The sequence below is a fragment of the Streptomyces sp. JLYT201 genome, assembly GCF_059448825.1.
Genome location: NZ_CM182551.1, coordinates 2,205,463 through 2,228,809 on the forward strand (window position 1 = coordinate 2,205,463; position 23,347 = coordinate 2,228,809).

16 protein-coding genes, 1 tRNA gene and 1 pseudogene are annotated in these 23,347 nt (G+C 72.7%); 11 read left to right on the forward strand and 7 right to left on the reverse strand.

Translation table 11 applies throughout. The features are described 5' to 3' along the window. The first annotated feature begins 112 nt into the window (after nucleotides 1-112). Nucleotides 113-739, forward strand: coding sequence for a response regulator transcription factor (locus tag AC5WAM_RS08625; RefSeq protein ID WP_366792245.1), 627 nt, complete (start codon nucleotides 113-115; stop codon nucleotides 737-739). Nucleotides 740-758: 19 nt separating this feature from the next. Here AC5WAM_RS08625 and AC5WAM_RS08630 read toward each other — a convergent pair whose 3' ends face one another. Together AC5WAM_RS08630 and AC5WAM_RS08635 are read right to left on the reverse strand one after the other, a co-directional pair. Further along, entirely contained in the window at nucleotides 759-1,628 is an 870-nt protein-coding gene (locus AC5WAM_RS08630) for a metallophosphoesterase family protein (protein ID WP_366792246.1), read from the reverse strand. 33 nt (nucleotides 1,629-1,661) lie between these two features. Further along, complete coding sequence (locus AC5WAM_RS08635; protein ID WP_366792247.1) at nucleotides 1,662-1,859, reverse strand: hypothetical protein; 198 nt, start codon at nucleotides 1,857-1,859, stop codon at nucleotides 1,662-1,664. A gap of 957 nt (nucleotides 1,860-2,816) precedes the next feature. Here AC5WAM_RS08635 and AC5WAM_RS08640 point away from each other — a divergent pair. The 5 genes from AC5WAM_RS08640 (at nucleotide 2,817) to AC5WAM_RS08660 (ending at nucleotide 9,699) form a co-directional block, all read left to right on the forward strand. Then, nucleotides 2,817-3,989, forward strand: coding sequence for a radical SAM protein (locus AC5WAM_RS08640; RefSeq protein ID WP_495522191.1), 1,173 nt, complete (start codon nucleotides 2,817-2,819; stop codon nucleotides 3,987-3,989). A 203-nt stretch (nucleotides 3,990-4,192) separates the two neighbouring features. Then, nucleotides 4,193-6,316: a DegT/DnrJ/EryC1/StrS family aminotransferase gene (locus tag AC5WAM_RS08645; protein ID WP_495522192.1), complete on the forward strand. Its 2,124-nt coding sequence runs from the start codon at nucleotides 4,193-4,195 to the stop codon at nucleotides 6,314-6,316. Next, nucleotides 6,313-7,530, forward strand: coding sequence for a hypothetical protein (locus AC5WAM_RS08650; protein ID WP_495522193.1), 1,218 nt, complete (start codon nucleotides 6,313-6,315; stop codon nucleotides 7,528-7,530). The genes AC5WAM_RS08645 and AC5WAM_RS08650 overlap by 4 nt, the downstream gene beginning before the upstream one ends. Nucleotides 7,531-7,540: 10 nt before the next feature. Beyond that, nucleotides 7,541-8,689, forward strand: coding sequence for a phenylacetate--CoA ligase family protein (locus AC5WAM_RS08655; protein WP_495522194.1), 1,149 nt, complete (start codon nucleotides 7,541-7,543; stop codon nucleotides 8,687-8,689). A gap of 152 nt (nucleotides 8,690-8,841) precedes the next feature. Continuing rightward, on the forward strand, nucleotides 8,842-9,699 hold the full coding sequence (locus tag AC5WAM_RS08660; protein ID WP_366792252.1) for a phytanoyl-CoA dioxygenase family protein: 858 nt from the start codon (nucleotides 8,842-8,844) through the stop codon (nucleotides 9,697-9,699). 28 nt (nucleotides 9,700-9,727) lie between these two features. Here the strand turns inward: AC5WAM_RS08660 and AC5WAM_RS08665 are convergent, their stop codons facing one another. Both AC5WAM_RS08665 and AC5WAM_RS08670 read right to left on the reverse strand, forming a co-directional pair. Further along, entirely contained in the window at nucleotides 9,728-10,681 is a 954-nt protein-coding gene (locus AC5WAM_RS08665; protein ID WP_495522195.1) for a Gfo/Idh/MocA family protein, read from the reverse strand. Nucleotides 10,682-10,694: 13 nt separating this feature from the next. After that, nucleotides 10,695-11,717 (reverse strand): zinc-dependent alcohol dehydrogenase, encoded by a 1,023-nt coding sequence (locus tag AC5WAM_RS08670; protein WP_495522196.1) that lies wholly within the window; start codon nucleotides 11,715-11,717, stop codon nucleotides 10,695-10,697. Between the two features lie 492 nt (nucleotides 11,718-12,209). Here AC5WAM_RS08670 and AC5WAM_RS08675 point away from each other — a divergent pair, with 492 nt between their 5' ends. After that, on the forward strand, nucleotides 12,210-14,063 hold the full coding sequence (locus AC5WAM_RS08675) for a glycoside hydrolase family 3 protein (RefSeq protein ID WP_495522197.1): 1,854 nt from the start codon (nucleotides 12,210-12,212) through the stop codon (nucleotides 14,061-14,063). Nucleotides 14,064-14,150: 87 nt separating this feature from the next. Here AC5WAM_RS08675 and AC5WAM_RS08680 read toward each other — a convergent pair. Next, nucleotides 14,151-14,238, reverse strand: a tRNA-Leu gene (locus AC5WAM_RS08680). 176 nt (nucleotides 14,239-14,414) lie between these two features. On the opposite strand from AC5WAM_RS08680, the gene AC5WAM_RS08685 reads away from it, so the two are divergent. Continuing rightward, entirely contained in the window at nucleotides 14,415-15,722 is a 1,308-nt protein-coding gene (locus AC5WAM_RS08685) for a DUF2254 domain-containing protein (RefSeq protein ID WP_495523533.1), read from the forward strand. A gap of 207 nt (nucleotides 15,723-15,929) precedes the next feature. Here AC5WAM_RS08685 and sucD read toward each other — a convergent pair whose 3' ends face one another. Both sucD and sucC read right to left on the reverse strand, forming a co-directional pair. After that, nucleotides 15,930-16,835, reverse strand: coding sequence for a succinate--CoA ligase subunit alpha (sucD, locus tag AC5WAM_RS08690; RefSeq protein WP_495522198.1), 906 nt, complete (start codon nucleotides 16,833-16,835; stop codon nucleotides 15,930-15,932). Between the two features lie 10 nt (nucleotides 16,836-16,845). Then, a pseudogene (gene sucC, locus AC5WAM_RS08695) lies at nucleotides 16,846-17,983 on the reverse strand (ADP-forming succinate--CoA ligase subunit beta). Nucleotides 17,984-18,149: 166 nt separating this feature from the next. Between sucC and AC5WAM_RS08700 the strand changes: the two are divergent. The 3 genes from AC5WAM_RS08700 to AC5WAM_RS08710 are packed head-to-tail and all read left to right on the forward strand — an operon-like array spanning nucleotide 18,150 to nucleotide 23,282. Further along, the gene (locus AC5WAM_RS08700) at nucleotides 18,150-19,844 is read left to right on the forward strand and encodes a thiamine pyrophosphate-binding protein (protein WP_495522199.1); all 1,695 of its coding nucleotides are present in this window, start codon (nucleotides 18,150-18,152) and stop codon (nucleotides 19,842-19,844) included. 12 nt (nucleotides 19,845-19,856) lie between these two features. Then, complete coding sequence (frc, locus tag AC5WAM_RS08705; RefSeq protein ID WP_495522200.1) at nucleotides 19,857-21,125, forward strand: formyl-CoA transferase; 1,269 nt, start codon at nucleotides 19,857-19,859, stop codon at nucleotides 21,123-21,125. Continuing rightward, a complete protein-coding gene (locus AC5WAM_RS08710) occupies nucleotides 21,126-23,282 on the forward strand; it encodes an acetate--CoA ligase family protein (protein ID WP_495522201.1) in 2,157 nt (718 codons plus the stop codon). The last annotated feature ends 65 nt before the right edge of the window (nucleotides 23,283-23,347 follow it).

Here is a 23,347-nt window from a genome sequence, read left to right on the forward strand (position 1 = left end):
GAACCGCACGGCCCGTCCTATCCTGGAGTACTGTTCCGCGCCGCCGGGGAACAGTCGCCGGGGGGCGGGACGGGCCGAACGCTCCAAGCAACCGGGGGAATTGATGTCAGGCTTGGCGTGCACCAGGGTCCTCCTGGTCGATTCGCATCCCATCTCACTGACGGGGCTCCGCACCATCCTCGACGCCTGTCCCGACCTCGACGTGGTCGCGGTCGCCGAGGACGGCCCGGGCGCCGCGGTCCGCTTCCGCGAGCTGCGCCCCGACGTCGTCGTGGTCAACTCGCACACCGGCGCGGCGGAGGCGCTCTCCTGCGTGTGCGCCCTGTCCCGCCCCGCCCCGCCGCGGCCCGCGAACGTCCTGGTGCTGCTCGACAACGTGGACGCGGCGGCCGGGCAGGTCCTTCGGGTCGGCGTGCGCGGTCTGCTGTCCAGCGCGAGCGGCTCGGGCGAGCTGGCCGCCGCCGTGCGCGCGACGGCGGCCGGGCGCCCCGCGGGCGGGCCCGCGCGGGCGCCCGGCGTCGGCGCGGCGCCGCTGCGCCGCCTCACCGACCGGGAGACCGAGGTCTTCAAGCTGGTCGCGCGCGGCTTCAGCAACGCGGAGATCTCCCGGGAGCTGACGCTCAGCGAGAGCACCGTGAAGTTCCACATCCAGCGGATCATGGAGAAGCTGGGGCTCCGCAACCGCGTGCACGCGGTGATCTTCGCCTATGAGAAGGAGCTGATCCGCGTCGGCTCCTGAGCCGCCCCCGGCCGGCCCGTCACCGCGCGGAGCGGGCGGGCGCCGGCAGGATCTGCCGCAGCTTCGGCGACGGGTGCCAGTCGCGCTTCCACTCGCGCGGGTAGCCCACCGACACCTCCTCGTGCCGGATCCCGTCGTGCCAGGTGGTGCGGGGCACGTGCAGATGTCCGTAGACCACCGCCGCGGCGCGGTAGCGCACCGGCCAGTCGGCAGTGGCCTCCGTGCCGCACCACAGGGCGAACTCGGGGTAGCGCAGGATCCGGGTGGGCTCGCGCACGACCGGCCAGTGGTTGATCAGGACCGTCGGCAGGCCCGGGTCGACCGCGTCGAGCCGCTCCTTGGTGATCGCGACCCGGGCCCGGCACCAGTCCTCGCGGCTGGGGTAGGGGTCCGGGTGCAGCAGCACCTCGTCCGTGCAGACGACCCCCGTCTCGTACGCGTACTCCAGCGCGTCGCGCTTCGCGTACGTCCCCTCGGGCCGGAACGTGTAGTCGTAGAGGAGGAAGAGCGGTGCGATGGTCACCGGGCCGCCCTCGCCGCGCCAGACCGGGAAGGGATCCTCCGGGGTCAGCACGCCCAGCTCGCGGCAGAGCTCGACCAGGTGGCGGTAGCGGGGCTCGCCGCGCAGCTGGTTGGGGTCGTCCCGGGGCGTCCACAGCTCGTGGTTGCCCGGCGACCAGATCACGGTGTCGAAGCGCTCGGCGAGGGTGCGCAGCGACCACTCGATGTCGGCCGCCATCTCCGCGACATCACCGGCGACTATCAGCCAGTCGCCCTCGTGTTCCGGCCAGAGCTCGTCGACGAACTTCCTGTTCTCGGGATACGCCACGTGCAGGTCACTGATGGCGAACAGCCTCGGTGCCCTCCGTGGTGCTGCAGATGTCGTCACCAAGTGAGGCTAACCGAAGGGGCTGGATCTCCCCTAGCCCGGCCGGGACAGCGGGCCGGGGACCCGGAAGGGTTCGGCGAGCGGCCGGTGCGGCTCGGCCGCTTCCTGCTCCTCCCCGGTCACCGCCGCACCTTCAGCACCGGTGGTGCCCTTCGCCTCGGACGAGGCGAGCCCCATGGCGGCGGCGGTGATCCGCCGCGCCCTGGCGGGCGCGCACACCGCCCGGCCCAAGGCCGACAGCCTCCGCCGACTTGAACGCCGCACCCTCCTTCAAGACCTCACCGGACAACGGCATGTTCGCAGCCGCGCTCGGTCACCCCCTGAAGCGGAACCCGGGCGACCGGAAAAGGTTCCTTGTATACGGCAACCGTCCGGACGACGTGTACGCGCGCAATCTCCACCGGCCGCTCCGGAAAAAATTCGGCAAGACTTACGGGCCCCGCCGACGCTCGGCCACTTACCCCGGCCCGACCGGCCCCGCCGTCGGCATCCCGCAGCGATTCCAGTCCGCCGCCCAGAAGGCCCGCCTCCCCGAATCCGACACGGAGTTCTTCACGGGCCGCGGCCCGGACCTGTCCGCACTCGCGAAACATCGGCGAGAAGCCCCTCGACGACGGTTACGCGATCATGCACCACGCCGCGTTCACGCTACTGCCCCACGCGCATGACAGCTCGTACTCCGAAGCAAACGAGAAGGCCGGGAGCAACGACGGGACACAGGCTCCGGGCGCCCGCTGTGCACCAACTTCCGTCAGGCCTCGGCGGATACGGAAGCCTGCGCGCAGATGCCCGAGAAGGATCAGTGGCCGATCCGCACGCCCATACCGGCGATCGAGCACCCGGCGCAAGGGCGCGGCGGGCCGGGGACGACGTACCGGACTTTCGAGGGCACGTACACGTACCCCTGTCCGTGAAGTTCACGGCTCATCCATCACACTGAGGCCCGCCTAAGTGACCTTGTCCCACCAGCCCTTCTTTCATTGGCACATGACAAGAACACGTGCTCAGCACAGTTGGCCGGAACCGGCGGCACGGTAGATGTTTACTCAACTTCCTGGTTGTCTAGACCCATTGACACTTCTGGAAGCGCTCTCCTACCGTCACCAAGGTCGCTCGGACAACGCTAAACACCGCCAAAAGCGTGTGGAGGAGTTCGTGAACAGCACTGAAGGTGCCCGCGATATCGCAATGGCCGCGCCCCGGAACGGCGAGGGCCTCCCCGAGGTCAGTCTCGATCAAGCACACTCCCCGCAGAAAGTCCTGGCCCACGGCGATCTGCTCCGCCGATTCGTCGCGGACGAGGAGATCAAACCGGTCCACATGCGGATCGGCATCATGGGTGCCTGCAATATGCGTTGCAATTTCTGCAACTTCCATTCGCCGAACGAGGAGCAGTTCTACGACCTGTTCTCGTTCAAGGACTCCATCACCACCGACAAGGCGATCAACCTCCTCAAGGAGTTCGCCGAGAACGACGGCCGCGCCGTGACCTTCTGCGGCAGCGGCGAGTGCACCATCCACCCGGGCTACGCGGACATCTGCAACGCCGGGCACGACGTGGGCCTGCACATCGGCCTGATCACCAACGGCTCCCGGCTCGGCCGCCCGAAGGTCGCCGACACCGTCATCAACACCCACACCTGGGTGCGGGTCGGCATGAACGCGGGCACGGAGGCCACGTTCAACGACATCACGCGCGACCGTGAGCAGACGTTCTCGAAGTTCATCGACAACATCGGCCACCTGCGCGAGAACGCCGTCGCACCGGACTTCCGCATCGGGTTCAACTACGTGATCACGATGCAGAACTACCGCGAGATCGTCTCGGCGGCCCGCATCGCCCACGAGTCCGGGGCGCACTACGTCCGCTTCGAGCCCGAGTTCTACAGCGCGATGGGGCACGAGACCATCGAGACCGTCATGGCGGAGATCTCCGACTCCCTCGTCGCGGCCGCCGCGCTGTCCACGGACGCCTTCGAGGTGTCGGTGCCCAAGCTCGACCGCGGCCCGATGGACCAGGTCGAGGACGTCGAGGGCGACTTCGAGCGCTGCCACTACAGCCGCTTCGTGACCGCCGTCGGAGCCGACGGCCATCTGTACCCGTGCCCGCAGGTGCACCTCAACAGCCGCTACCGCATCGGCGACGTCGTCGACCTCGGGTACCCCCAGGTCCTGGAGGGCGGCCCGCGCGCCGAGTGGGAGGCCTCCAACCCCCGCCGCACGGACCTGTGCAAGTCCTGCTTCTACCGGCCGCAGAACGAGCTGCTCGAACTGCTCAAGCGAGGGCAGATCAAGCTGGACGAGGCGCTGGACGCGTACGCGGTCGAGGTCCCCGAGACCTTGCACGCCGACTTCGTCTGAGCCGTCCTCCTCCCACCCGCCCGCCCCTTCGCACCCTTCGGCCTCGCCCGAGGCCCCCAGCCCGTCCGGCGCGTGCGGACGAGGCCGAAGGCCGATCAACGGGGGTCCAGGGAGCGGGGCCCCCTGGTTTCGGAGAAGGGGCGGGCCCGGGGGCGCCCCGCGAAGGCCCACCACCCGCACCCACTGGAGCGAACGAAACCCGCATGCAGACCACCCACCTGCACCACCTGCTCACCGCCGGGCCGGCCCTGCGCTTCGCCCCGCCCCACACCCCCTGGTCCCGCCGACTCCGCGCCGTCGTGCAGCGCCTGGCCCGCGTGGAGCGCACCCCCCTGACCACGACCACCACCGCCACGACCACCGCGGACGGCCTGCGCCGCGAGCGGCTGGCCTTCGCCTCCCCCTTGCGCGGCACCTTCCACGGCACCGTCACCGCCCCCGCGGACGCGGGTCCGCCCCTCCCCGCGGTCCTCGTCCTCGGCGGGAAGAACGCCCGGATGGAACAGCTCACCGGCGAGACGCCTCCGGACTTTCCCGACCGGAACGTCGCCGAGCACCTCGCCCGCGCCGGGTTCGTCACGCTGTCCTTCGAGCACGGCATCGGCGGCGGCCTCGACGAGGAGCGCCGCGCGGGGCGGGACGAGGGCGCCCTCCTCGCGCACGCCTTCGCCCTGACGGGCCGCTCGCTGCTCGGCGCCCTCGTCGGCGACGCGCTCGGCGCCCTGGACGTCCTCGCCGCGCATCCGTGGGCCGACCCCGGCCGCGTCGGTGTGTTCGGGCACAGCCTGGGCGCGGCGGTCGCCCTGCACTCCGCGCTGCTCGCGCCGCGGCCGCTGCCGGTCTGCGCGGCCAGCCATCTGGGCAGCTACCCGGCCCTGTTCGCCCGACTGCTCACCGGCTACGAAGGCGCCGTCCTGCCGGGCATCCTGGAGTACGCGGACCTGGCCGACCTGTACGGCGCGCTCGCCCCGGCCCCGCTCCAGCTCCAGTACGGCACCGCCGACTCCTTCCTGGAGCCGGCCGACGCGCGCGCCGCGGCCGACGCCGTGCGCCGCGCCTACGCGTCGGCCGGGGGCGATCTGGAGGTCCACGAGCTGGCGATGGGCCACGGCACCCACGTGGGCCACGCCGCCGCCTTCTTCACGCGGACCCTGTCGGGGCCCCCGGCCGCGCCCGCCGACGTCCCCGCGCAGCGCATCCACTTCGAGGTCGCGGACCGGCGCGCGGTCCTCGACCGGGTGGACGCGGCGCTCGCCACGGGCCATCTCACCCAGGGCCCCGAACTGGCCCGCTTCGAGGCGCTCTCGCGGACCTGGACGGGCGCCGAGGGCGTGGCCGTGGCGTCCGGCGCCGCGGCCCTGGAGATCGCCCTGCGGGTCATCGGCGTGGCGAACCGCACCGTGCTCGTGCCGGTGAACACGTTCTTCGCCACGGCGGCGGCCGCCGTGCGGGCGGGCGCGGCCGTGCGGTTCGTGGACATCGAGCTCGACGGCCTCGGCCTGGACCCGGACGCGCTGCGGGCCGCGCTCGACCGCCACCCGGACACGGCGGCGGTCCTGCCCGTCCACATCGGCGGCATCGTTCCCCCGTCCCTGACCGAGGTGCTCGCGCTCTGCGCGGAGCGGGGCGTACCGGTCGTGGAGGACGCCGCGCACGCGCTCGGGTCCACCTTGAACGGCCGGTTCGCGGGCTCCTTCGGCCGGTTCGGTGCGTTCTCCTTCTTCCCCACGAAGGTCGCGGTCAGCGGCGAGGGCGGCCTGGTCACCTGCGCGCGGCCCGACGCCCCCGGTGACGCGGCCGCCGACGCCGAGCAGGTGCGGCGCTGGCGCGACCACGGCAAGAGCGCACAGGGCTCCACGCTGCACGACCGGCCCGGCGGCAACTGGCGCATGAGCGAGCTGCACGCCGCCGTCGGCACGGTCGACCTGGAGCGCTTCGAGGGGACCCTGGCGGCCCGCCGCGACCTCGCCCTCGCATACGACGAGCTGCTCGCCGACGTCCCGGGCCTGCGGGCCCACGCGGTGCCGGCCGAGGCGCGCAGCAACTACTACAAGTACCTCGCCTACCCGGAGGGGCCCGTCGACCGGCCGCTCCTGAAGAAGCGGCTGCGCGAGCGGCACGGCGTGGCCCTGGCGGGCGAGGTCTACGACCATCTGCTGTGCGACCAGCCGTACTTCGCGGACACGGCACCGCCCGCGGACGCCGAGGGCCCGTACGAGCAGGCGCGCTGGTTCGCGCGCCACCACATCGCCCTGCCGCTGTACCCGACGCTCACCCGCGCCGAGCAGACGCGGGTAGTCGCCGCCTTGCGGGAGGAGCTGTCGTGACCGCCGCGCCGGAGCACCCGCCCGTCGTCTCCGCCTTCCGCCGGGGCGCGTGGCAGGAGTCCCTGGACACCGCGGCCCTGCCGGGCTCCCCCGCGCGGCGCCTCGCGCTCGTGCCGGAGATCGTGGCGCACGCCGACCGCCGCTGGTGGCGGTCGGCCCAGGCGGCGCTGCCGCCGCTGACCGACCGCCGTGCCCGCATCCGCACGGCCCTCGACCTGTTCGCGCACGGCACCGTGACCGTGGGCGGCCTCGGCCCGCAGAGCGCGGCGGCCTTCCGCGGCGCGCTGTGGGAGAGCGCGGGCCTGCCCGGCCCGCTGGTCGAGCGCTGGTGCGCGCTGCTCGCCGACGGCATGGCCCACCGCGAACTCCCGGACGCCGACGACGCGCTCGCCCTGGTCGCACTGCCCGGCAACACCTTCACCTGCCTGGACTCCGTGCTCGACCAGGCCGAGCGCTCGGCGGCGGTGTGGGTGCGGCCGAGCCGCCGCGAACCGCTCTCGGCGGCCCGCCTGGTCGCCGCGCTGCTCGCGGCGGACTGGCCGGCGGAACGCATCGGCCTGTACCCGACCGGGCAGCGCGATCTGCACGGCCTGGTGAAGCTCACCGACCGGCACGTCGTGTACGGCGGCGCCGGGCTCGCCGCCTCGATGCGGGACGCGCCCACCCTCACCCTGCACGGGCCGGGCCGCGGCTGCGCCCTGGTGCCGCCCGGCCTGCCGGTGGACGACGCGGTGGCCTGGCTGCTGCCGCTGGTCGCCGCCGACTCCGGCCGGTTCTGCCGCAACGTCCGCACGGTGGTCTGCCTCGACGCCGACCCCGAGCCGGTGGCGAAGGCCCTGGCCACTGCCCTCGACGGGCTGCACCCGGGGCCCGCCCCCGACCCGGCCGCCCCCGACTGGCCGCTGACCGCCTTCCGCGACCCCGGCGAGGCCGAGCGCGCCACCGCCCACGTCCGCGCCTGCCTGCGCGCCGGTGACCGGCTGCTCACCCGCGAGCCACCGGTCGTCGAAAGCGCGGGCAGCGACGTCTTCGTCCGCCCTCATCTCGTCCTGCTCGACGGCCGCTTCGCCGTGCCCTCCGACGTCGCGCATCCGCTCGTCGGGCACGAGGTGCCCTTCCCGTTCGCCGCCGTGCTCGGCGCCACCGCCGAGGCCGGCCGCGCGATCGCCGACGGCTCCCTCTTCGTCCACCGGCCACCGACCCCGCACTCCTAGGAGGAGGCCCATGACGACCACGGCCCGCGACGGGCACACCCCGCAGGTCACCTTCGCCACCCTGTACGACACGCTGCGTGGGCGCGTGCCCGAGCTCGCCGTGGATCTCGACGCGTGGACGCGGCGCATGATGCGCTGGCACTTCTCGCCCGAGACGGGCTCCCCCTTCTGGGTGGCCCGGCTGCCCCGGCTCGGCTTCGACCCGCTCAAGGACGTCGACTCCTTCGCCGCCCTCGAACTGTTCGGCCTGTTCGACAAGGGCGAGCTGCGGGCCGCGAGCGCCCTGGACCTGCGCCCGCGCGGCTATCACGACCGCCCGTTCCGGGTGTTCGAGACGGGCGGCACCACCGGCGCGCCCTGCCGGATCGTCAACGTCACACGGCTCGCGTACGACGTCGAGGTCTACCGCACGGTCCTGGAGGCACGCGGCGTCGCGGGCGGTGACGTGCTCGCGATGACGCCGAGCGGCCCGCACGCGTACGGGCACTTCGTGGAGGGCCTCGCGGACAGCTGGCACGGCGCGGTGTTCGCCATCGACTTCGACCCGCGCTGGGTGAAGGCGTCGCTGCGCGCGGGCGGCGAGGCCGACGCGTACACCTCCCACCTGGTGGAGCAGACCCTCACCCTGCTGACCGCCGAGCGCCCGGCGCTGCTGTTCACCACCTCGCGGCTGCTGCTCGAACTCGCGATGCGCCTGCCGCGCCCCCTGCACACGTACGGCATCCGCGCGGTGTGCACCGGCGGCACCACGTGCAGCGCCGCCGAGGCCGCGTTCCTGCGCCAGGAACACCTGGACGGCGTGCAGTGGATCGACACGTACGGCAACACGCTGGCGGGCCACGCGCTCCAGGCCGACGCGGTGCCGGGCGCGCCACGGCTGCCCGAGGGCACCGGCCACTCCTACCACCTGCCACCGCCCTTCGCGGTGCTCCAGGTCGTCGACCCGGAGGATCCGTGGCGCGAGGTGGCCGAGGGCGAGCGCGGCCGGGTGCGCGTCACCACCCTCCTCGAAGACCTCTTCCTGCCCAACCTCCTCGAACGGGACAGCGCCATCAGGACCGGGCCGCATCCGTGGTTCCCCTGGGACGGCGTGGCCGCGGTCCGGCCCCACCGCGACGGCCTCGCGGGCACCGAGGAGGCGGTCGAGGGCGTCTACTGACGCGGCCCCGCGCCCCTTTCCGACTGGCCATCAGTTCCGCTTCTCCGGCTGCGCTCCGAGCCCTCCGGCCCGGCGCCGCCGCCCCTCCCTCCTGCTCTCTTCGGCCCTTGTCGTAAGGACTGCTCTGTCGACCCTGACGTAAGGACTCCGTCGTGAACCTCTCGTCGAACGGCGTACCCATACCCTTTTCGCCCGAGCTCTTCGGCCCGCTGCGCCCCACCGGCACGGAGCCCCTGCCGGACCCCGCCGTGCTGCGGGAGCGGCTGCGTGCCGACGGCTATCTGTATCTGCCGGGGTTCCTCGACCCGGAGGAGGTGCTCCGGCTGCGCTCCGCGTACTTCTCGCTGCTGCCGCGCGGCTACTTCGCGCCGGGCACCACCCCGCGCGAGGGCGTGTTCTCCGGCCGGGTGCCGAAGGAGCTGCCCGAGCACGGCGTGGCCGGGCATCCGGCACACGACTTCGTGCGCTCCGAGACCTTCGACCGCTTCCTCGACAACCCCCAGCTCGCCAAGCTGGCCGCCGACCTGCTGGAGGGCGACGCCCGGATGCTGCCGCGCCGCATCCTGCGCCACTTCCACCGGGGCACCGCCCGCGCCTCGCGCGCCCACGTCGACCTGGACTACATGGACGAGGGCTCGCCCCGGGTCGTCACGATGTGGATCCCGGTCGGCGACTGCCCGCCGCGGTCGGGCGCGCTGGTGTACCTGGAGGGCTCGCACACGCTGTCCCCCGAGGAGTACGAGCCGCTGCGCGACACCACGGACCGGCCGGACGACCGGCGGCAGATCTGCCACGACCTGGAGTTCACCGCGCGCGCCCTGGACCGCCGCTGGCTGCACGCGGACTTCGCCGCCGGGGACCTGATGGTGCACGTGCCGAGCGTCATCCACGCGTCCCTGGACACGACGACGGACGCGATGCGGCTCTCCATCGACACCCGGTTCATCCGCGCGGGCGACACGCCAGACCCGCGCTGGCTGCGGCCGTGGTCGGCGGACGACGGGGCCTGAGGCACCCGGTCGGACCTTGCAGGAACGTTCAGCTGGACCCGGTGGAACACGGACGCCCCGCCGCGGCGATGATCTCGTCGACGATCCGGGCGTCCGGCACCGGGCACGCCGGCGGCCGACCGGTCGCGACCGCCGCGACGAAGTCGGCGATCAGCGGCCGGTGGGGGTTGGACACCGGCGGCAGCGTCACCTCCCGTGATCCGTGGGCCGTGCGCACGCGCAGGCGGCCCGAGTCGAGCGGGTCGAGCGTCAGGGTGCGGCCGTCGCCCACGACCTCGAACCGGTCCACGGGCGGCGCGTCGCCCCACTCCGCGACGACGTGCGCCCGTACGCCGGACGCCCAGGCCAGCTCCACCTCGGCCCGCCGCTCCGCGCCCGCGGGGAAGCGGTCCGTGAGCCGGCCGCGCACCTCGTCCGGGCGGCCGAACAGCATGACGAGCAGGTCGAGCCGGTGGCTGCCCGCGTCCGCGAGCACCCCGCCGCCCGCCACCGCCGGGTCGGTGCGCCAGCGCATCGGATGGTCAGGGCCCGGGGCGAAGGCGCAGCGGAACCGCACGTCCACGCGCGCGGGCGTCCAGCCCGCCAGCTCCGCGCGCAGGCGACGCACGGCCGGGGCGAGCCTGCGGTAGTACGCGACCGCGGCGGTCGGCCCGCCCTCCAGGTCCGCGGCCGTGCCCACGTCCTGGTCCAGGCCCCCGGCGAGCGGCTTCTCCACGAGCACCGGGCGCCCGGCCGCCAGCGCCGCGCGCGCCAGCGGGACGTGGCGCGCCACGGGCGTGGCGACGTACACCGCGTCGACCTCGTCGCCCAGCAGCCCGCGCTCGTCGCTGCCGGAGTCCCGCACGCCGTGCCGGGCGGCGACGCGCGCCGCCCGGTCCGGGTCGCGTCCCCACAGGTACACCGGTTCCTCGCCGAGCGCCCGCAGGGCGGGCAGGACCCGGCGCTCCACGACGTCGCCGTATCCGGCGACCGCCCACCTCACCGTCCGGCCGCCGTCACGGGACGATGACGACCTTCAGGGTCTCGGGCGGCGGCCCGTCGTACGGGGCGCGTTCGGCGTCGGGGTGCAGCGACCTGCTGGCGGACAACTGCTCCATGGCCTTGGGGAGTTCGTCGAGGGCGTACGTGTGGGTGTGCAGGTCGGGCAGGCGCAGCCGCCCGGCGTCGCGGTGGACGAGGCGTTCGGCGACGGCCAGCGCCTCGGCGCGCGCGGTGTCCACCGGCTCGGCGGAGCTGTGCACCCGCAGGCCCTTGCGCTCCCACGTCACGAGGTCGACGGTGACGTGCGTGTCGACGTGGTGGGTGCCGAGCATCACGACGAGGCCGTTCTGCCTGACCAGGTCGACGCAGGCGTTGAGGGTGGTGGGGGTGCCGACGGCGTCGATCGCGACGTCGTACTCCTCCCCCTGCGCGGCGAACTCCTCCTTGAGGGCGGCCAGTCGGGAGGCGCTGCCGTCGACGTGGCGCACCGCGTCGGCGCCCGCCCGGCTCGACCGCTCCAGGCGCCATGCGTCGAGGTCGACGGCGGTGAGGTGGGCGGCGCCGCGGCGCGCCGCCATCCGCAGCGCCATCTGGCCGACCGGCCCCTGCCCGATGATGACGACCCGGTCCCCCAACCGCACCCCGCGCGTGGCGTGCACGGCGAGCGGCAGCAGCTGGAGCATCGAGCCCTGCTCGAAGGGCACGGAGTCGGGGAGCGCGCCGACGGCTATCTCCCGCGCGAGGGCGAACTCCGCGTAGCCCGACGTCAGCGGGGTGCGCACGAAGACGCGCTGCCCCGGCGCGACGCGGGAGACACCGGGTCCGACGGCCTCGACGACCCCGGCGATCTCATGGCCGTAACAGCCCGTCGCGCAGTGCTCCCGGAGACCGTAGTAGTGGTAGTACGCGAGGTCGCTGCGGTTGCAGACGCTGCACGCGCGGACGCGGACGAGCACCTGGCCCGGTCCTGGCTCCGGCACCGGCGCGTCGGTGACCAGTCTGATGTCACGCCGTCCGACAAGTTCGTACCGCCGCAAGGGGTTCCTCCTCAGCTCGGCCGCGTTCGGGCCCGGGGCGGGGCGCCGCGCTGCGGCGGGAGTCCGGCCCCTGGCTCGTACACGAATTCCATCGCGGGAACGCGAGTCCTACAAGGTGGCCTCTGGGGGCGGGGGGCGACGGGGGGCGGGTGGGGGTGGGGTGCGCTTCGGCGTGGGTGCCGGGGCGGGGTGGGGCCGAGGCATCCGGGTGCGCTTCGGCCGGGGCGGCGGGGTGCGCTTCAGCCGGGGCGGCGGGGTGCGCTTCAGCCGAGGCGTCGGAGTGCGCTTCAGCCGGGGCGTCGAGGTGCGCTTCGGCCGAGGTCAGGCCGCTGTGCCATGTGCTGGTTCACCTTCCGTTTCCTGGCGGTTCGTATGCCTTGACAGTCCCAAATGGCCTGAGCCAACATCCGATTGGCCTGTACCAAGTCGCGCAGCACGGTGTCGGCCCGCTCTCCCACCCCCCCGCTCCCCTGTCTCATCGGAGGTCCCGGCATGGTTTCGAGCAGTCCCCCGAGACTGGCGCAGCTCGCCAACTCCGTGCTGCAACCGGGCTTCGTCGGCACCACCGAGGTCCCCGACTGGCTGCGCCGCAGGATCGCCGCCGGGCTCGGGGGCGTGGTTCTCTTCGGCCGCAACATCGTCGACCCGGAGCAGGTCGCGGGCCTCACCGCCGCCCTGCGCGCCGAGAACCCCGACCTCATCGTCGCCATCGACGAGGAAGCGGGCGACGTGACGCGCATGGAGGCCTGGACGGGCGCGTCCCGGCCCGGCAACCTCGCGCTCGGCGCCGTGGACGACATCGACCTCACCGAGCGCGTCGCCCGCGACATCGGGCGCGAACTGCACGCGGCGGGCGTCTCCCTCAACTACGCGCCGAGCGCCGACGTGAACTCCAACCCGCTCAACCCGGTCATCGGCGTGCGCTCCTTCGGCGCCCGCACTGACATCGTTTCCCGGCACACCGCCGCCTGGATCCGGGGGCTCCAGTCCGCCGGGGTCGCCGCCTGCGCCAAGCACTTTCCCGGCCACGGCGACACGTCCGTGGACCCGCACTTCGGCCTGCCCCGCGTCACCGGCGGCGCCGAGGAGATCGCCCGCACCGCGCTCCCGCCGTTCATCGCCGCGATGGAGTCGGGCGTACGGGCCGTCATGACGGCGCACCTGCTCGTACCCGCGTACGACCCCGCGCTGCCCGCGACGCTCAGCCCGCGCATCCTGAACGACCTGCTCCGCGGCGAGCTCGGCTTCGACGGCATGGTCGTCACCGACGGCATCGAGATGGGCGCGGTCACCGACCGCTACGGCATCGACGGCGCCACGGTCCGCGCCGTCGCCGGCGGCGTCGACGCGGTGTGCGTCGGCGGCGAGCGCGCCGAGGAGTCGACGGTCGACCTCCTCACGGACGCACTGGTACGGGCGGTACGCGACGGCACCCTCCCCGAGGACCGCCTCACCGAGGCCAGCACCCGCGTACGGGACTTCGCCGCCTGGTCAGGAGCCCGCTCCCGAGCCGCCACGGCCACCGGCCCCCGCTCGGACATCGGCCTGATCGCGGCGCGACGCGCGGTACGGGTGCGGCCGCGGCGGGATGAGGAGGCGGTGACGGTCCCTGAGGTGGCGACGGCCCGCGCGGACTCCGCCGGGGCCCTGCACGCCACCGGCTTCCCACGGACCACGGGCACCACGGATACGCCCCGCGCCACGGATACGCCCCGCGCCACGGCTGCCACGGCTGCCACGGGATCTTCCGGGAGCGGGGGCGCGGCGAGCGCTCCGGGGACGCTGGTCACGGCGAGCGCGACGAACGCCACGGGAAGCACGGGCACCACGGACTGGGCGGGCACGGCGGCCGGCGCAGGTACGGCGGGCGGCGTCCCGGGGGCCCCGGCGAACCCCCTCCTCCCCCTCACCATCGCGCCGCACGTCGTGGAGCTGTCCCCCGTGATGAACCCGACTGTCGACGGCGGCACGCCCTGGGGCGTGGCCGATCCGCTGCGTGCGCTGCGGCCCGACACGACGTCCGTGCGGCTGACGGAACGCGAGCTCGACGGTTTCGACGACGTCCTGGACCGGGCCGCGCTCACCCCGGCGGACGGCCGCGCACTGGTGGTGGTCGTCCGCGACGCGGCCCGCCACCGCTGGATGACCGAGGCCCTGGCCCGCCTGCTGCGCACCCGCCCCGACGCGCTCGTGGTGGAGATGGGCGTACCGACGGGCGTTCCCCTCGGCGCCGTCCACCTGATCACCCACGGCGCGACCCGCGTCTCGGGCATAGCCGTAGCGGAACTGCTCACGGGCCGGTCCTACGCCCCCGCGGCCCCGGTCGGCCTGTCCCCCCTGGCCTGACCGGGGAACTCACCGGCCCGCCAGGCACGCGGTGGGCCACGCCCCTGCCCAGATACGAAGAAGGCCCCTCGAGAGGGGCCTTCTTGCTGGTGTCCGAGGGGGGACTTGAACCCCCACGCCCGATAAAGGGCACTAGCACCTCAAGCTAGCGCGTCTGCCATTCCGCCACCCGGACTAGGTGTCTGCCGCCTTTGCGGTGTTTCCCGCGGCGACGAGGACAACAATACCAAGGTTTCGGAGTGCCTTTCACCTGCGTATCCACCGGGTACGCCGTACCGCCGCGCGCCACGCCCCGGCGCACGCCCCTGCGCCTAGAGTTTCACCATGAGTGACGGTTTGCTTACGGGTGCGCTGGGTGACGTACGGGTCCGGCGGCCGCGGGTGCTGTCTCCCCTGCGCGAGCATCTGCGGGACACGATGTGGTTCGCGCCGACGGCGGGCCTCGTGGGCTCCCTGCTGCTGTGGTGGGTCACCTCCGAGGTGGACGCGCAGTGGGTGCGCTTCCTCCAGGACCACGGGGAGTACGACGCGATCAAGGACATGAACCAGCTCGCCGAGGACACGAAGGTGGTGATCAGCACCATCGGCTCGGCGATGATGACCTTCATCGGTGTGGTCTTCAGCATCTCGCTGGTCGCCGTACAGATGGCGAGCGGCCAGTTCAGCCCGCGCGTGGTGCGGCTCTACGTCCGCTCGCGGATCACCAAGGCCACGCTGACGGTCTTCCTCGCGACGTTCCTGTTCTCCCTGATGACGCTGACGTCGTTCGACAGCGAGAAGGACCCGCGGCTCGTGACGAACGTGCCCCTCGTCGAGGGGCTGCTCGCCCTCCTCATGGTCCTCCTGAGCCTGCTGCTCTTCGTGGCCTATGTGAACGGCACCCTGCGGATGATGCGGATCGGCTTCGTGATCGACCGGATCGCCCGGGAGGCGTTCCGCGTGGCCGCGAAGCACCCGGCGGAGGGGCAGGTCGACGACGAGGGCCTCGGCCCGGAGACCGCGCGGATCACCCACGAGGGCCAGGCCGGGGTCCTGCGGGACGTGCACATCGCCCGGGTGGTACGGGCCGCGCGCCGTCAGGGCGCCGTCCTGCGGCTGTTGCCGCGCACCGGGGACTTCGTGGTGCCGGGCACCCCCGTCTTCGCGGTGCACGACGGCCCGCCGCCGGGACGCCGCGCCCTGCGGTACACCGTGTACGTCGGGGTGGAGCGCACCTTCCACCAGGACCTGGGCTTCGGTCTGCGGCAGCTGTCCGACATCGCGCTGCGAGCCCTGTCCCCGGCCGTGAACGACCCGACCACCGCCGTGCAGGCCCTGGACCGCATCGTGCAGTTCCTCGCGGTCCTGGCCCCCCATCCGCTGGGTGCGCTGCGCCACCGCGACCGGCGCGGCGCGGTGCGGCTCATCCAGCCCGTGCCCGACTGGACGGACCTGGTGGACCTCGGTCTGACCGAGATCCGCGGCTGCGCTCCCGGCAACCCTCAGGTCACCCGGCGCATGCTGGCCGGCATCGACGACCTGCTGCTCCTCGCCCCCGAGGACCGCAGAACACCGCTCCTGCGCCACCGGGCCCTCCTCGAGCAGGCGGTGGAGCGGGTGGTGCCCGAGACCGCCGACCGCGAGTTCGCCCTGCTGCCGGACCGCCAGGGGATCGGCTGAGCGGGGGCGGGGCCGCACCGGCCTTGCGCATGAGGGTCGGCGGGGTGGAGGTCCTGGGCTCACCCGCCCCGCTTCTGGCCCGAGCCCTCGGGTGCGGGACGACCGCTTTCGGGTCCGAGGGGGTCACGGGTCGGTGTGGGACGGCCGTCCATCGGCGCGAGCCACCCACCCATCGGCGCGGGACGGTCACCCGTCGGCGCGGGACGGTCACCCGTCGGCGCGGGACCGGTCGCCCGTCGGCGCCAGGCAGTCGCGCACCAGGCGCGCGGTCGCGCTCGGCGTCTCCCCCACGCGTACGCCGACCGCCTCCAGGGCCGCCCTCTTGGCCCGTGCCGTGCCGGACGTACCGGAGACGATGGCTCCGGCGTGGCCCATGGCCCTGCCCTCGGGGGCGGTGAATCCGGCGATGCAGGCGACGACGGGTTTGGTCACGCGCCCGGCGATGGACGCCGCCGCCCGCTCCTCCGCGTCGCCGCCGATCTCGCCGACGAGGACGATCAGGTCGGTCTCGGGGTCGGCTTCGAAGGCGGTCAGGCAGTCGATGTGGGTGGTGCCGACGACGGGGGCGCCGCCGATGCCGACGCAGGTGGAGAAGCCGATGTCGCGCAGCTCGTACATGAGTTGGTACGTGAGGGTGCCGGACTTGGAGACCAGGCCGACGCGGCCGGGTTTGGTGACGTCGGCGGGGGTGATCCCCGCGTTGGACTGCCCGGGGGTGATGAGGCCGGGGCAGTTGGGTCCGATGATCCGGGTGCCGCGGCGCCGTGCGTGCGCGTGGAAGGCGACGGCGTCGTGCACGGGGATGCCTTCGGTGATGACGACGCGAGCGGGATTTCGGGCGTCGGCCGCCTCCACGACGGCGGCCTTGCCGACGGCGGGCGGCACGAAGAGGACGCTGACGTCCGCTCCCGTCGCCTCGCGCGCGTCGCGGACCGAGCCGAAGACGGGCACGGCCCGGTCGCCGAAGTCGACGGTGCGGCCCGCCTTGCGCGGGTTGACGCCGCCGACGACGTCCGTACCGGCGGCGAGCATGCGGAGGGTGTGCTTCATGCCCTCGGCTCCCGTCATGCCCTGGACGAGGACCTTGCTCTCCTTGGTCAGATGAATCGCCATGTCCGGCTCGTCAGACGACGGGTGCGGTGCGGGCGAGTTCGGCGGCGCGGCAGGCGGCGCCACCCATGGTCGTGGCCTGCTCGACGAGCGGATGGGCGCGTGCGTCGAGGACGGCCCGCCCGTGCACCGCGTTGGTGCCGTCGAGCCGGAGGACGAGCGGCTCGGTGAGTCGCACGCTCTCCAGCGCCCGCACGATGCCGTCGGCCATGGCGTCGCACGCGGCGATCCCGCCGAAGACGTTCACCAGGACGCAGGTGACGGACGGGGCTCCGAGGACGACGGCCAGGCCGTCCGCCATGACCTGCGCGGAGGCGCCGCCGCCGATGTCGAGGAGTTCGCGGGCCGGGCGCCGCGCCCCGCGACGGCGTCGAGCGTCGCCATGACGAGGCCCGCGCCGTTGCCGATGACCCCGACCTCGCCGTCGAGCTTCACTAGGTGAGCCCCTTGGCCACCGCGGCCGCCTCGCGCACCTCGTCGTACGTCGCGTCTTGCGCGCCCCAGCGGGCCTGCCGGAAGCGCGCGTTGTCATCGAGGGTCACTTTCGCGTCAAGTGCGATCAACTGCCCCTGAGGTGTGCGAACGAGGGGATTGACCTCGACGAGCAGCGCGTCCTCGCAGGTCGGAACGTTCCATAGTACGACCAGGACGTCAGCCGCCTCGACGGGGAGGCCCGCCGAGGCGGCAAGCTCGTCGGCCTTGCTTCGGGTCACGCCCTCGGCGGGGTCGACGAGCACGCGCGCCACCGCCTCGGGGCGAGTCGCGGCGACCTCCTCGATGCCCATGCCACCTCGGGCGGAAACGATCGCGAGGAACCTCACCGCAGCTCGGTCCAGTGCGTACGAGACGTAGAACTCGCCCTCGCCCACCACCGGTTCGGCCAGCATCACCGCGCGCACGGCGTGGCCCTTGATGTCCATGCCGAGGATCCGGCGTGCCGCCCGCTCTGCGGCGGCGGGGTCCGCGGCCCGCCGCGCACCACCCGCCTTGCCCCGGCCGCCGGTCTTCACCTGCGCTTTCACGACGGCGGGGCCACCGAGGCGCTGGGCGCACACGCGGGCCTCCTTGGTCGACGCGGCGGCCTCGGCGCGCGGCACCAAGATGCCGTGTTCCGCGCAGAGTTCCCTCGCCAGGCGCTCGCACAGGTCCATGCCCGCTCCTGTCTGAAAGTGCCGCATGCCCCCTGGACAGCCTGCGCTGGATACGGGATAACGAGCTTCATACAGTATTCGTCGACTGTATGCAATGTACTGCGAGGGCGTCCCGCGCCCCGTGCGAGTGCGCTCCAACTCCCCTACGAAGGGACAGGACTTCGACATGCCCGACGACAGCAGCGACACGAGCAGCACCCTCATCTCCGGAGGTCATCTGGTCGCCAAAGCACTCAAGGCGGAGGGTGTCGACGTCATCTACACCCTGTGCGGCGGCCACATCATCGACATCTACGACGGGTGCGTCGACGAAGGCATCGACGTCGTCGACGTACGCCACGAACAGGTCGCCGCCCACGCCGCCGACGGCTACGCGCGGGTGACCGGCAAACCGGGCTGTGCCGTGGTGACGGCCGGGCCCGGCACGACCGACGCCGTCACCGGCGTCGCGAATGCCTTCCGCGCCGAGTCCCCGATGCTCCTGATCGGCGGCCAAGGGGCCCACACCCAGCACAAGATGGGCTCCCTCCAGGACCTGCCGCACGTCGACATGATGACGCCCATCACCAAGTTCGCCGCGACCGTGCCGGACACCACGCGCGCGGCCGACATGGTGTCCATGGCCTTCCGCGAGTGCTTCCACGGCGCCCCCGGCCCGTCCTTCCTGGAGATCCCCCGCGACGTGCTCGACGCCAAGGTGCCCCTGGAGAAGGCACGCGTCCCGCGCGCGGGGCACTACCGCGCCTCCACCCGGTCGACCGGGGACCCCGAGGCGGTGAAGAAGCTCGCCGACCTTCTGGTGCACGCCGAGAAGCCCGCGATCCTCCTGGGCAGCCAGGTGTGGACCACACGCGGCACCCAGGCGGCCGTCGAACTGGTCCGGACCCTCAACGTCCCCGCCTATATGAACGGCGCCGGCCGAGGCACCCTGCCGCCGGGCGACCCCCACCACTTCCAGCTCTCACGGCGCTACGCCTTCTCCAACGCCGACCTCATCGTGATCGTCGGCACCCCCTTCGACTTCCGCATGGGCTATGGCAAACGCCTCTCTCCGGACGCCACGGTCGTCCAGATCGACCTCGACTACCGCACCGTCGGCAAGAACCGCGACATCGACCTGGGCATCGTGGGCGACGCGGGACTCGTCCTGAAGTCCGTCACCGAGGCGGCCTCCGGGCGCCTCAACGGCGGTGCGTCCCGGCGCAAGGAGTGGCTGGACGAACTGCGGGCGGCCGAGCAGATCGCCGTCGAGAAGCGGCTGCCGCAGCTGCGCTCCGACGCCTCGCCCATCCACCCCTACCGGCTGGTCAGCGAGATCAACGACTTCCTCACCGAGGACTCCCTGTACATCGGCGACGGCGGCGACATCGTCACCTTCTCCGGCCAAGTGGTCCAGCCCAAGGCACCCGGGCACTGGATGGACCCGGGGCCGCTCGGCACGCTCGGCGTCGGCATCCCCTTCGTGCTCGCCGCCAAGCAGGCCCGGCCCGACAAGGAGGTCGTGGCCCTCTTCGGTGACGGCGCCTTCAGCCTCACCGGCTGGGACTTCGAGACCCTCGTGCGCTACAACCTCCCCTTCGTCGGCATCGTCGGCAACAACTCCTCCATGAACCAGATCCGCTACGGCCAGCGGGCCAAGTACGGCGCCGAGCGCGAGCGCGTCGGCAACACCCTCGGCGACGTCCCCTACGACCAGTTCGCGCGCATGCTCGGCGGCCACGGCGAAGAGGTCCGCGACCCCGCCGACATCGGCCCCGCGCTGCGCCGCGCCCGGGAGTCCGGCAAGCCCTCGCTGATCAACGTGTGGGTCGACCCGGACGCCTACGCCCCCGGAACCATGAACCAGACCATGTACAAGTGAGGTGTCCCTGCCATGGCTCACGAGACGCATACCGCCCCTGCCGCCCGGGCGGCGGCCAAGGCCCTCGACGGAATCCGCGTCCTGGACATGACGCACGTCCAGTCCGGCCCCTCCGCCACCCAGCTCCTCGCCTGGCTCGGCGCGGACGTGGTGAAGCTGGAGGCCCCGACCGGTGACATCACGCGCAAGCAGCTGCGCGATCTCCCCGACGTGGACTCGCTGTATTTCACGATGCTCAACTGCAACAAGCGGAGCATCACCCTCAACACCAAGACCGCGCGCGGCAAGGAGCTCCTCACCGAGCTGATCCGGCGCTCGGACGTCCTGGTCGAGAACTTCGGCCCCGGCGCGGTCGACCGCATGGGCTTCACCTGGGAACGCATCCAGGAGATCAATCCACGTATCGTCTATGCCTCCATCAAAGGTTTCGGGGACGGTCCGTACACCGGCTTCAAGGCGTACGAGGTCGTGGCTCAGGCCATGGGCGGGTCCATGGCGACCACCGGCTTCGAGGACGGGCCGCCGCTGGCGACGGGAGCCCAGATCGGGGACTCGGGCACGGGCATCCACGTGGTGGCGGGGATCCTCGCGGCGCTGTTCCAGCGCGAGAGCACGGGGCGCGGTCAGCGGGTCAACGTGGCCATGCAGCATGCCGTGCTCAACCTCTGCCGGGTGAAGCTGCGCGATCAGCAGCGCCTGGCCCATGGCCCGCTCGCTGAATATCCCAACGACGACTTCGGCGACGAAGTTCCCCGGTCCGGCAATGCCTCCGGCGGCGGCCAGCCCGGCTGGGCGGTCAGGTGCGCGCCGGGCGGCCCCAACGACTACGTGTACGTCATCGTGCAGCCCGTCGGCTGGCGGCCCATCACCGAGCTGATCGGCCGCCCCGAACTCGCGGACGACCCCGAGTGGGCCACGCCGGAAGCCCGTCTCCCGCAGCTGGCCAAGATGTTCCAGATGATCGAGGAGTGGTCGGCCACCCTGCCCAAGTGGGAGGTCCTGGAGCGGCTGAACGCCCACAACATCCCGTGCGGACCGATCCTGTCGACCAAGGAGATCATCGAGGACTCCTCGCTCGTCGCCAACGAGATGATCGTCGAGGTCACCCACCCCGAGCGCGGCACGTTCACCACCGTCGGCTCCCCGCTGAAGCTCTCCGACTCCCCCGTGGACGTCGTCGCCTCACCGCTGCTCGGCGAGCACAACGCAGAGGTGTTCGTCAGCGAACTCGGCCTGGAGGAAGAGGAACTGCGCCTCCTCAAGTCGAACGGAGTGATCTGATTGCCGGCCGACGACCGTTCGGAGCGCGTGCGCGCCCTGCTGGACTCCGTCCGCGCCGAGGGGCGCACCTCGCTGACGGCGCCGGAGGGCAAGGTCCTCGCCGACGCCTATGGCATCGCCGTTCCCGGTGAGGAGCTGGCCCGGGACGTCGACGAGGCGGTGGCGCACGCGGCGCGCTTCGACGGGCCCGTCGTCCTGAAGATCGTGTCACCGGACATCCTCCACAAGACCGAGGCCGGTGGTGTGGTCGTGGGCGTGGAGGGCGCCGAGGACGTCCGCGCGGCCTTCCACCGGATCGTCGACAACGCACGCGCGTACGCGCCGACCGCGCGGATCGACGGCGTACAGGTCCAGGAGTTGCTGCCGTCCGGCGCGGACGCGCGGGAGGTGATCGTCGGGGCGGTCACCGACCCGACGTTCGGCAAGGTCGTCGCCTTCGGGCTGGGTGGTGTGCTCGTGGAGGTCCTCAAGGACATCACGTTCCGCCTCGCGCCCGTCGACGTCGACGAGGCCGCCTCGATGCTCGACTCGATCGCCGCGGCCGAGCTCCTGCGCGGCGTCCGCGGCGCGCAGCCCGTGGACCGCGGAGCGCTGGCGGAGCAGATCCGCCGCGTCTCCCAATTGGTCACGGACTTCCCCGAGATCGCCGAGGTCGACCTCAACCCCGTGATCGCCACTCCCCGGGGTGCGCTCGCCGCGGACGTCCGCGTCATCCTCGGCGACGGGGCAGCCGAGGAACGGCACACCTACACGCGCGCGGAGATGCTCGCTTCAATGCGACGACTGATGCAGCCCCGCTCCGTCGCCGTCATCGGCGCCTCCAACGAGCCCGGGAAGATCGGCAACTCGGTGATGCGCAACCTCATCGACGGCGGCTTCGCGGGTGAGATCCACCCCGTGAACCCCAGGGCCGACGACATCTTGGGCCGCAAGGCGTACAAGAGCGTCACGGACGTTCCCGGTGAGGTGGATGTGGCGGTCTTCGCGATCCCCGCCGCGTTCGTCGCGAAGGCCCTGGAGGACGTCGGCCGCAAGGGGATCCCGAACGCCATCCTGATCCCCTCCGGGTTCGCCGAGACCGGCGAACAGGCCCTCCAGGACCAGATCGTGGCCATCGGGCGACGGCACGGAGTGCGGCTGCTCGGGCCGAACATCTACGGCTACTACTCGACGTGGCAGGACCTGTGCGCGACGTTCTGCACGCCGTACGACGTGAAGGGCGGGGTGGCACTCACCTCGCAGTCGGGTGGCATCGGGATGGCCATCCTCGGCTTCGCGCGCGCCACGAAGACCGGCGTCTCGGCGATCGTGGGGCTCGGCAACAAGTCGGACGTCGACGAGGACGACCTGCTCACCTGGTTCGGCGAGGATCCCCACACCCAGTGCATCGCCATGCACCTGGAGGACCTCAAGGACGGCAGGGCGTTCGTGGAGGCCGCGCGTGCCACCGTGCCGAAGAAGCCGGTCGTGGTCCTCAAGGCGGGCCGCACCGCGGCGGGCGCCCGGGCCGCCGGGTCCCACACGGGCGCGCTGGCCGGCGACGACGCCGTCTACGACGACGTTCTCCGGCAGGCGGGCGTGATCCGCGCGCCGGGCCTCAACGAGATGCTGGAGTACGCGCGGGCGCTGCCCGTCCTCCCCACGCCCCGGGGTGACAACGTCGTCATCATCACGGGTGCGGGCGGTTCCGGGGTGCTGCTCTCCGACGCCGTGACCGACAACGGCCTGCGGCTCATGGAGATCCCGCCCGACCTGGACGCGGCGTTCCGCGCCTTCATCCCGCCGTTCGGCGCCGCGGGCAATCCGGTGGACATCACCGGCGGCGAGCCCCCCTCGACGTACGAGGCGACGATCCGGCTCGGCCTGGAGGATCCGCGCGTCCACGCGCTCGTCCTCGGCTACTGGCACACCATCGTCACCCCTCCCCTGGTGTTCGCCGAGCTGACGGCCCGCGTGGTCGCCGAGTTCCGCGCGCGCGGCATCGACAAGCCCGTCGTGGCCTCCCTTGCGGGCGACGTCGAGGTGGAGGAGGCCAGCCAGTACCTCTTCGAACGGGGAGTCGTGGCCTACCCGTACACCACGGAGAGGCCGGTCGAGGTCCTCGGGGCGAAGTACCGGTGGGCCCGCGCGGCGGGGCTGCTGGGAGGCGGTCGATGAGGTGACCGTGCTCGGGGCGGACGGCGGCGCGCGTCGGCCACCCCAGGACCCGTACGCGCGCGAGG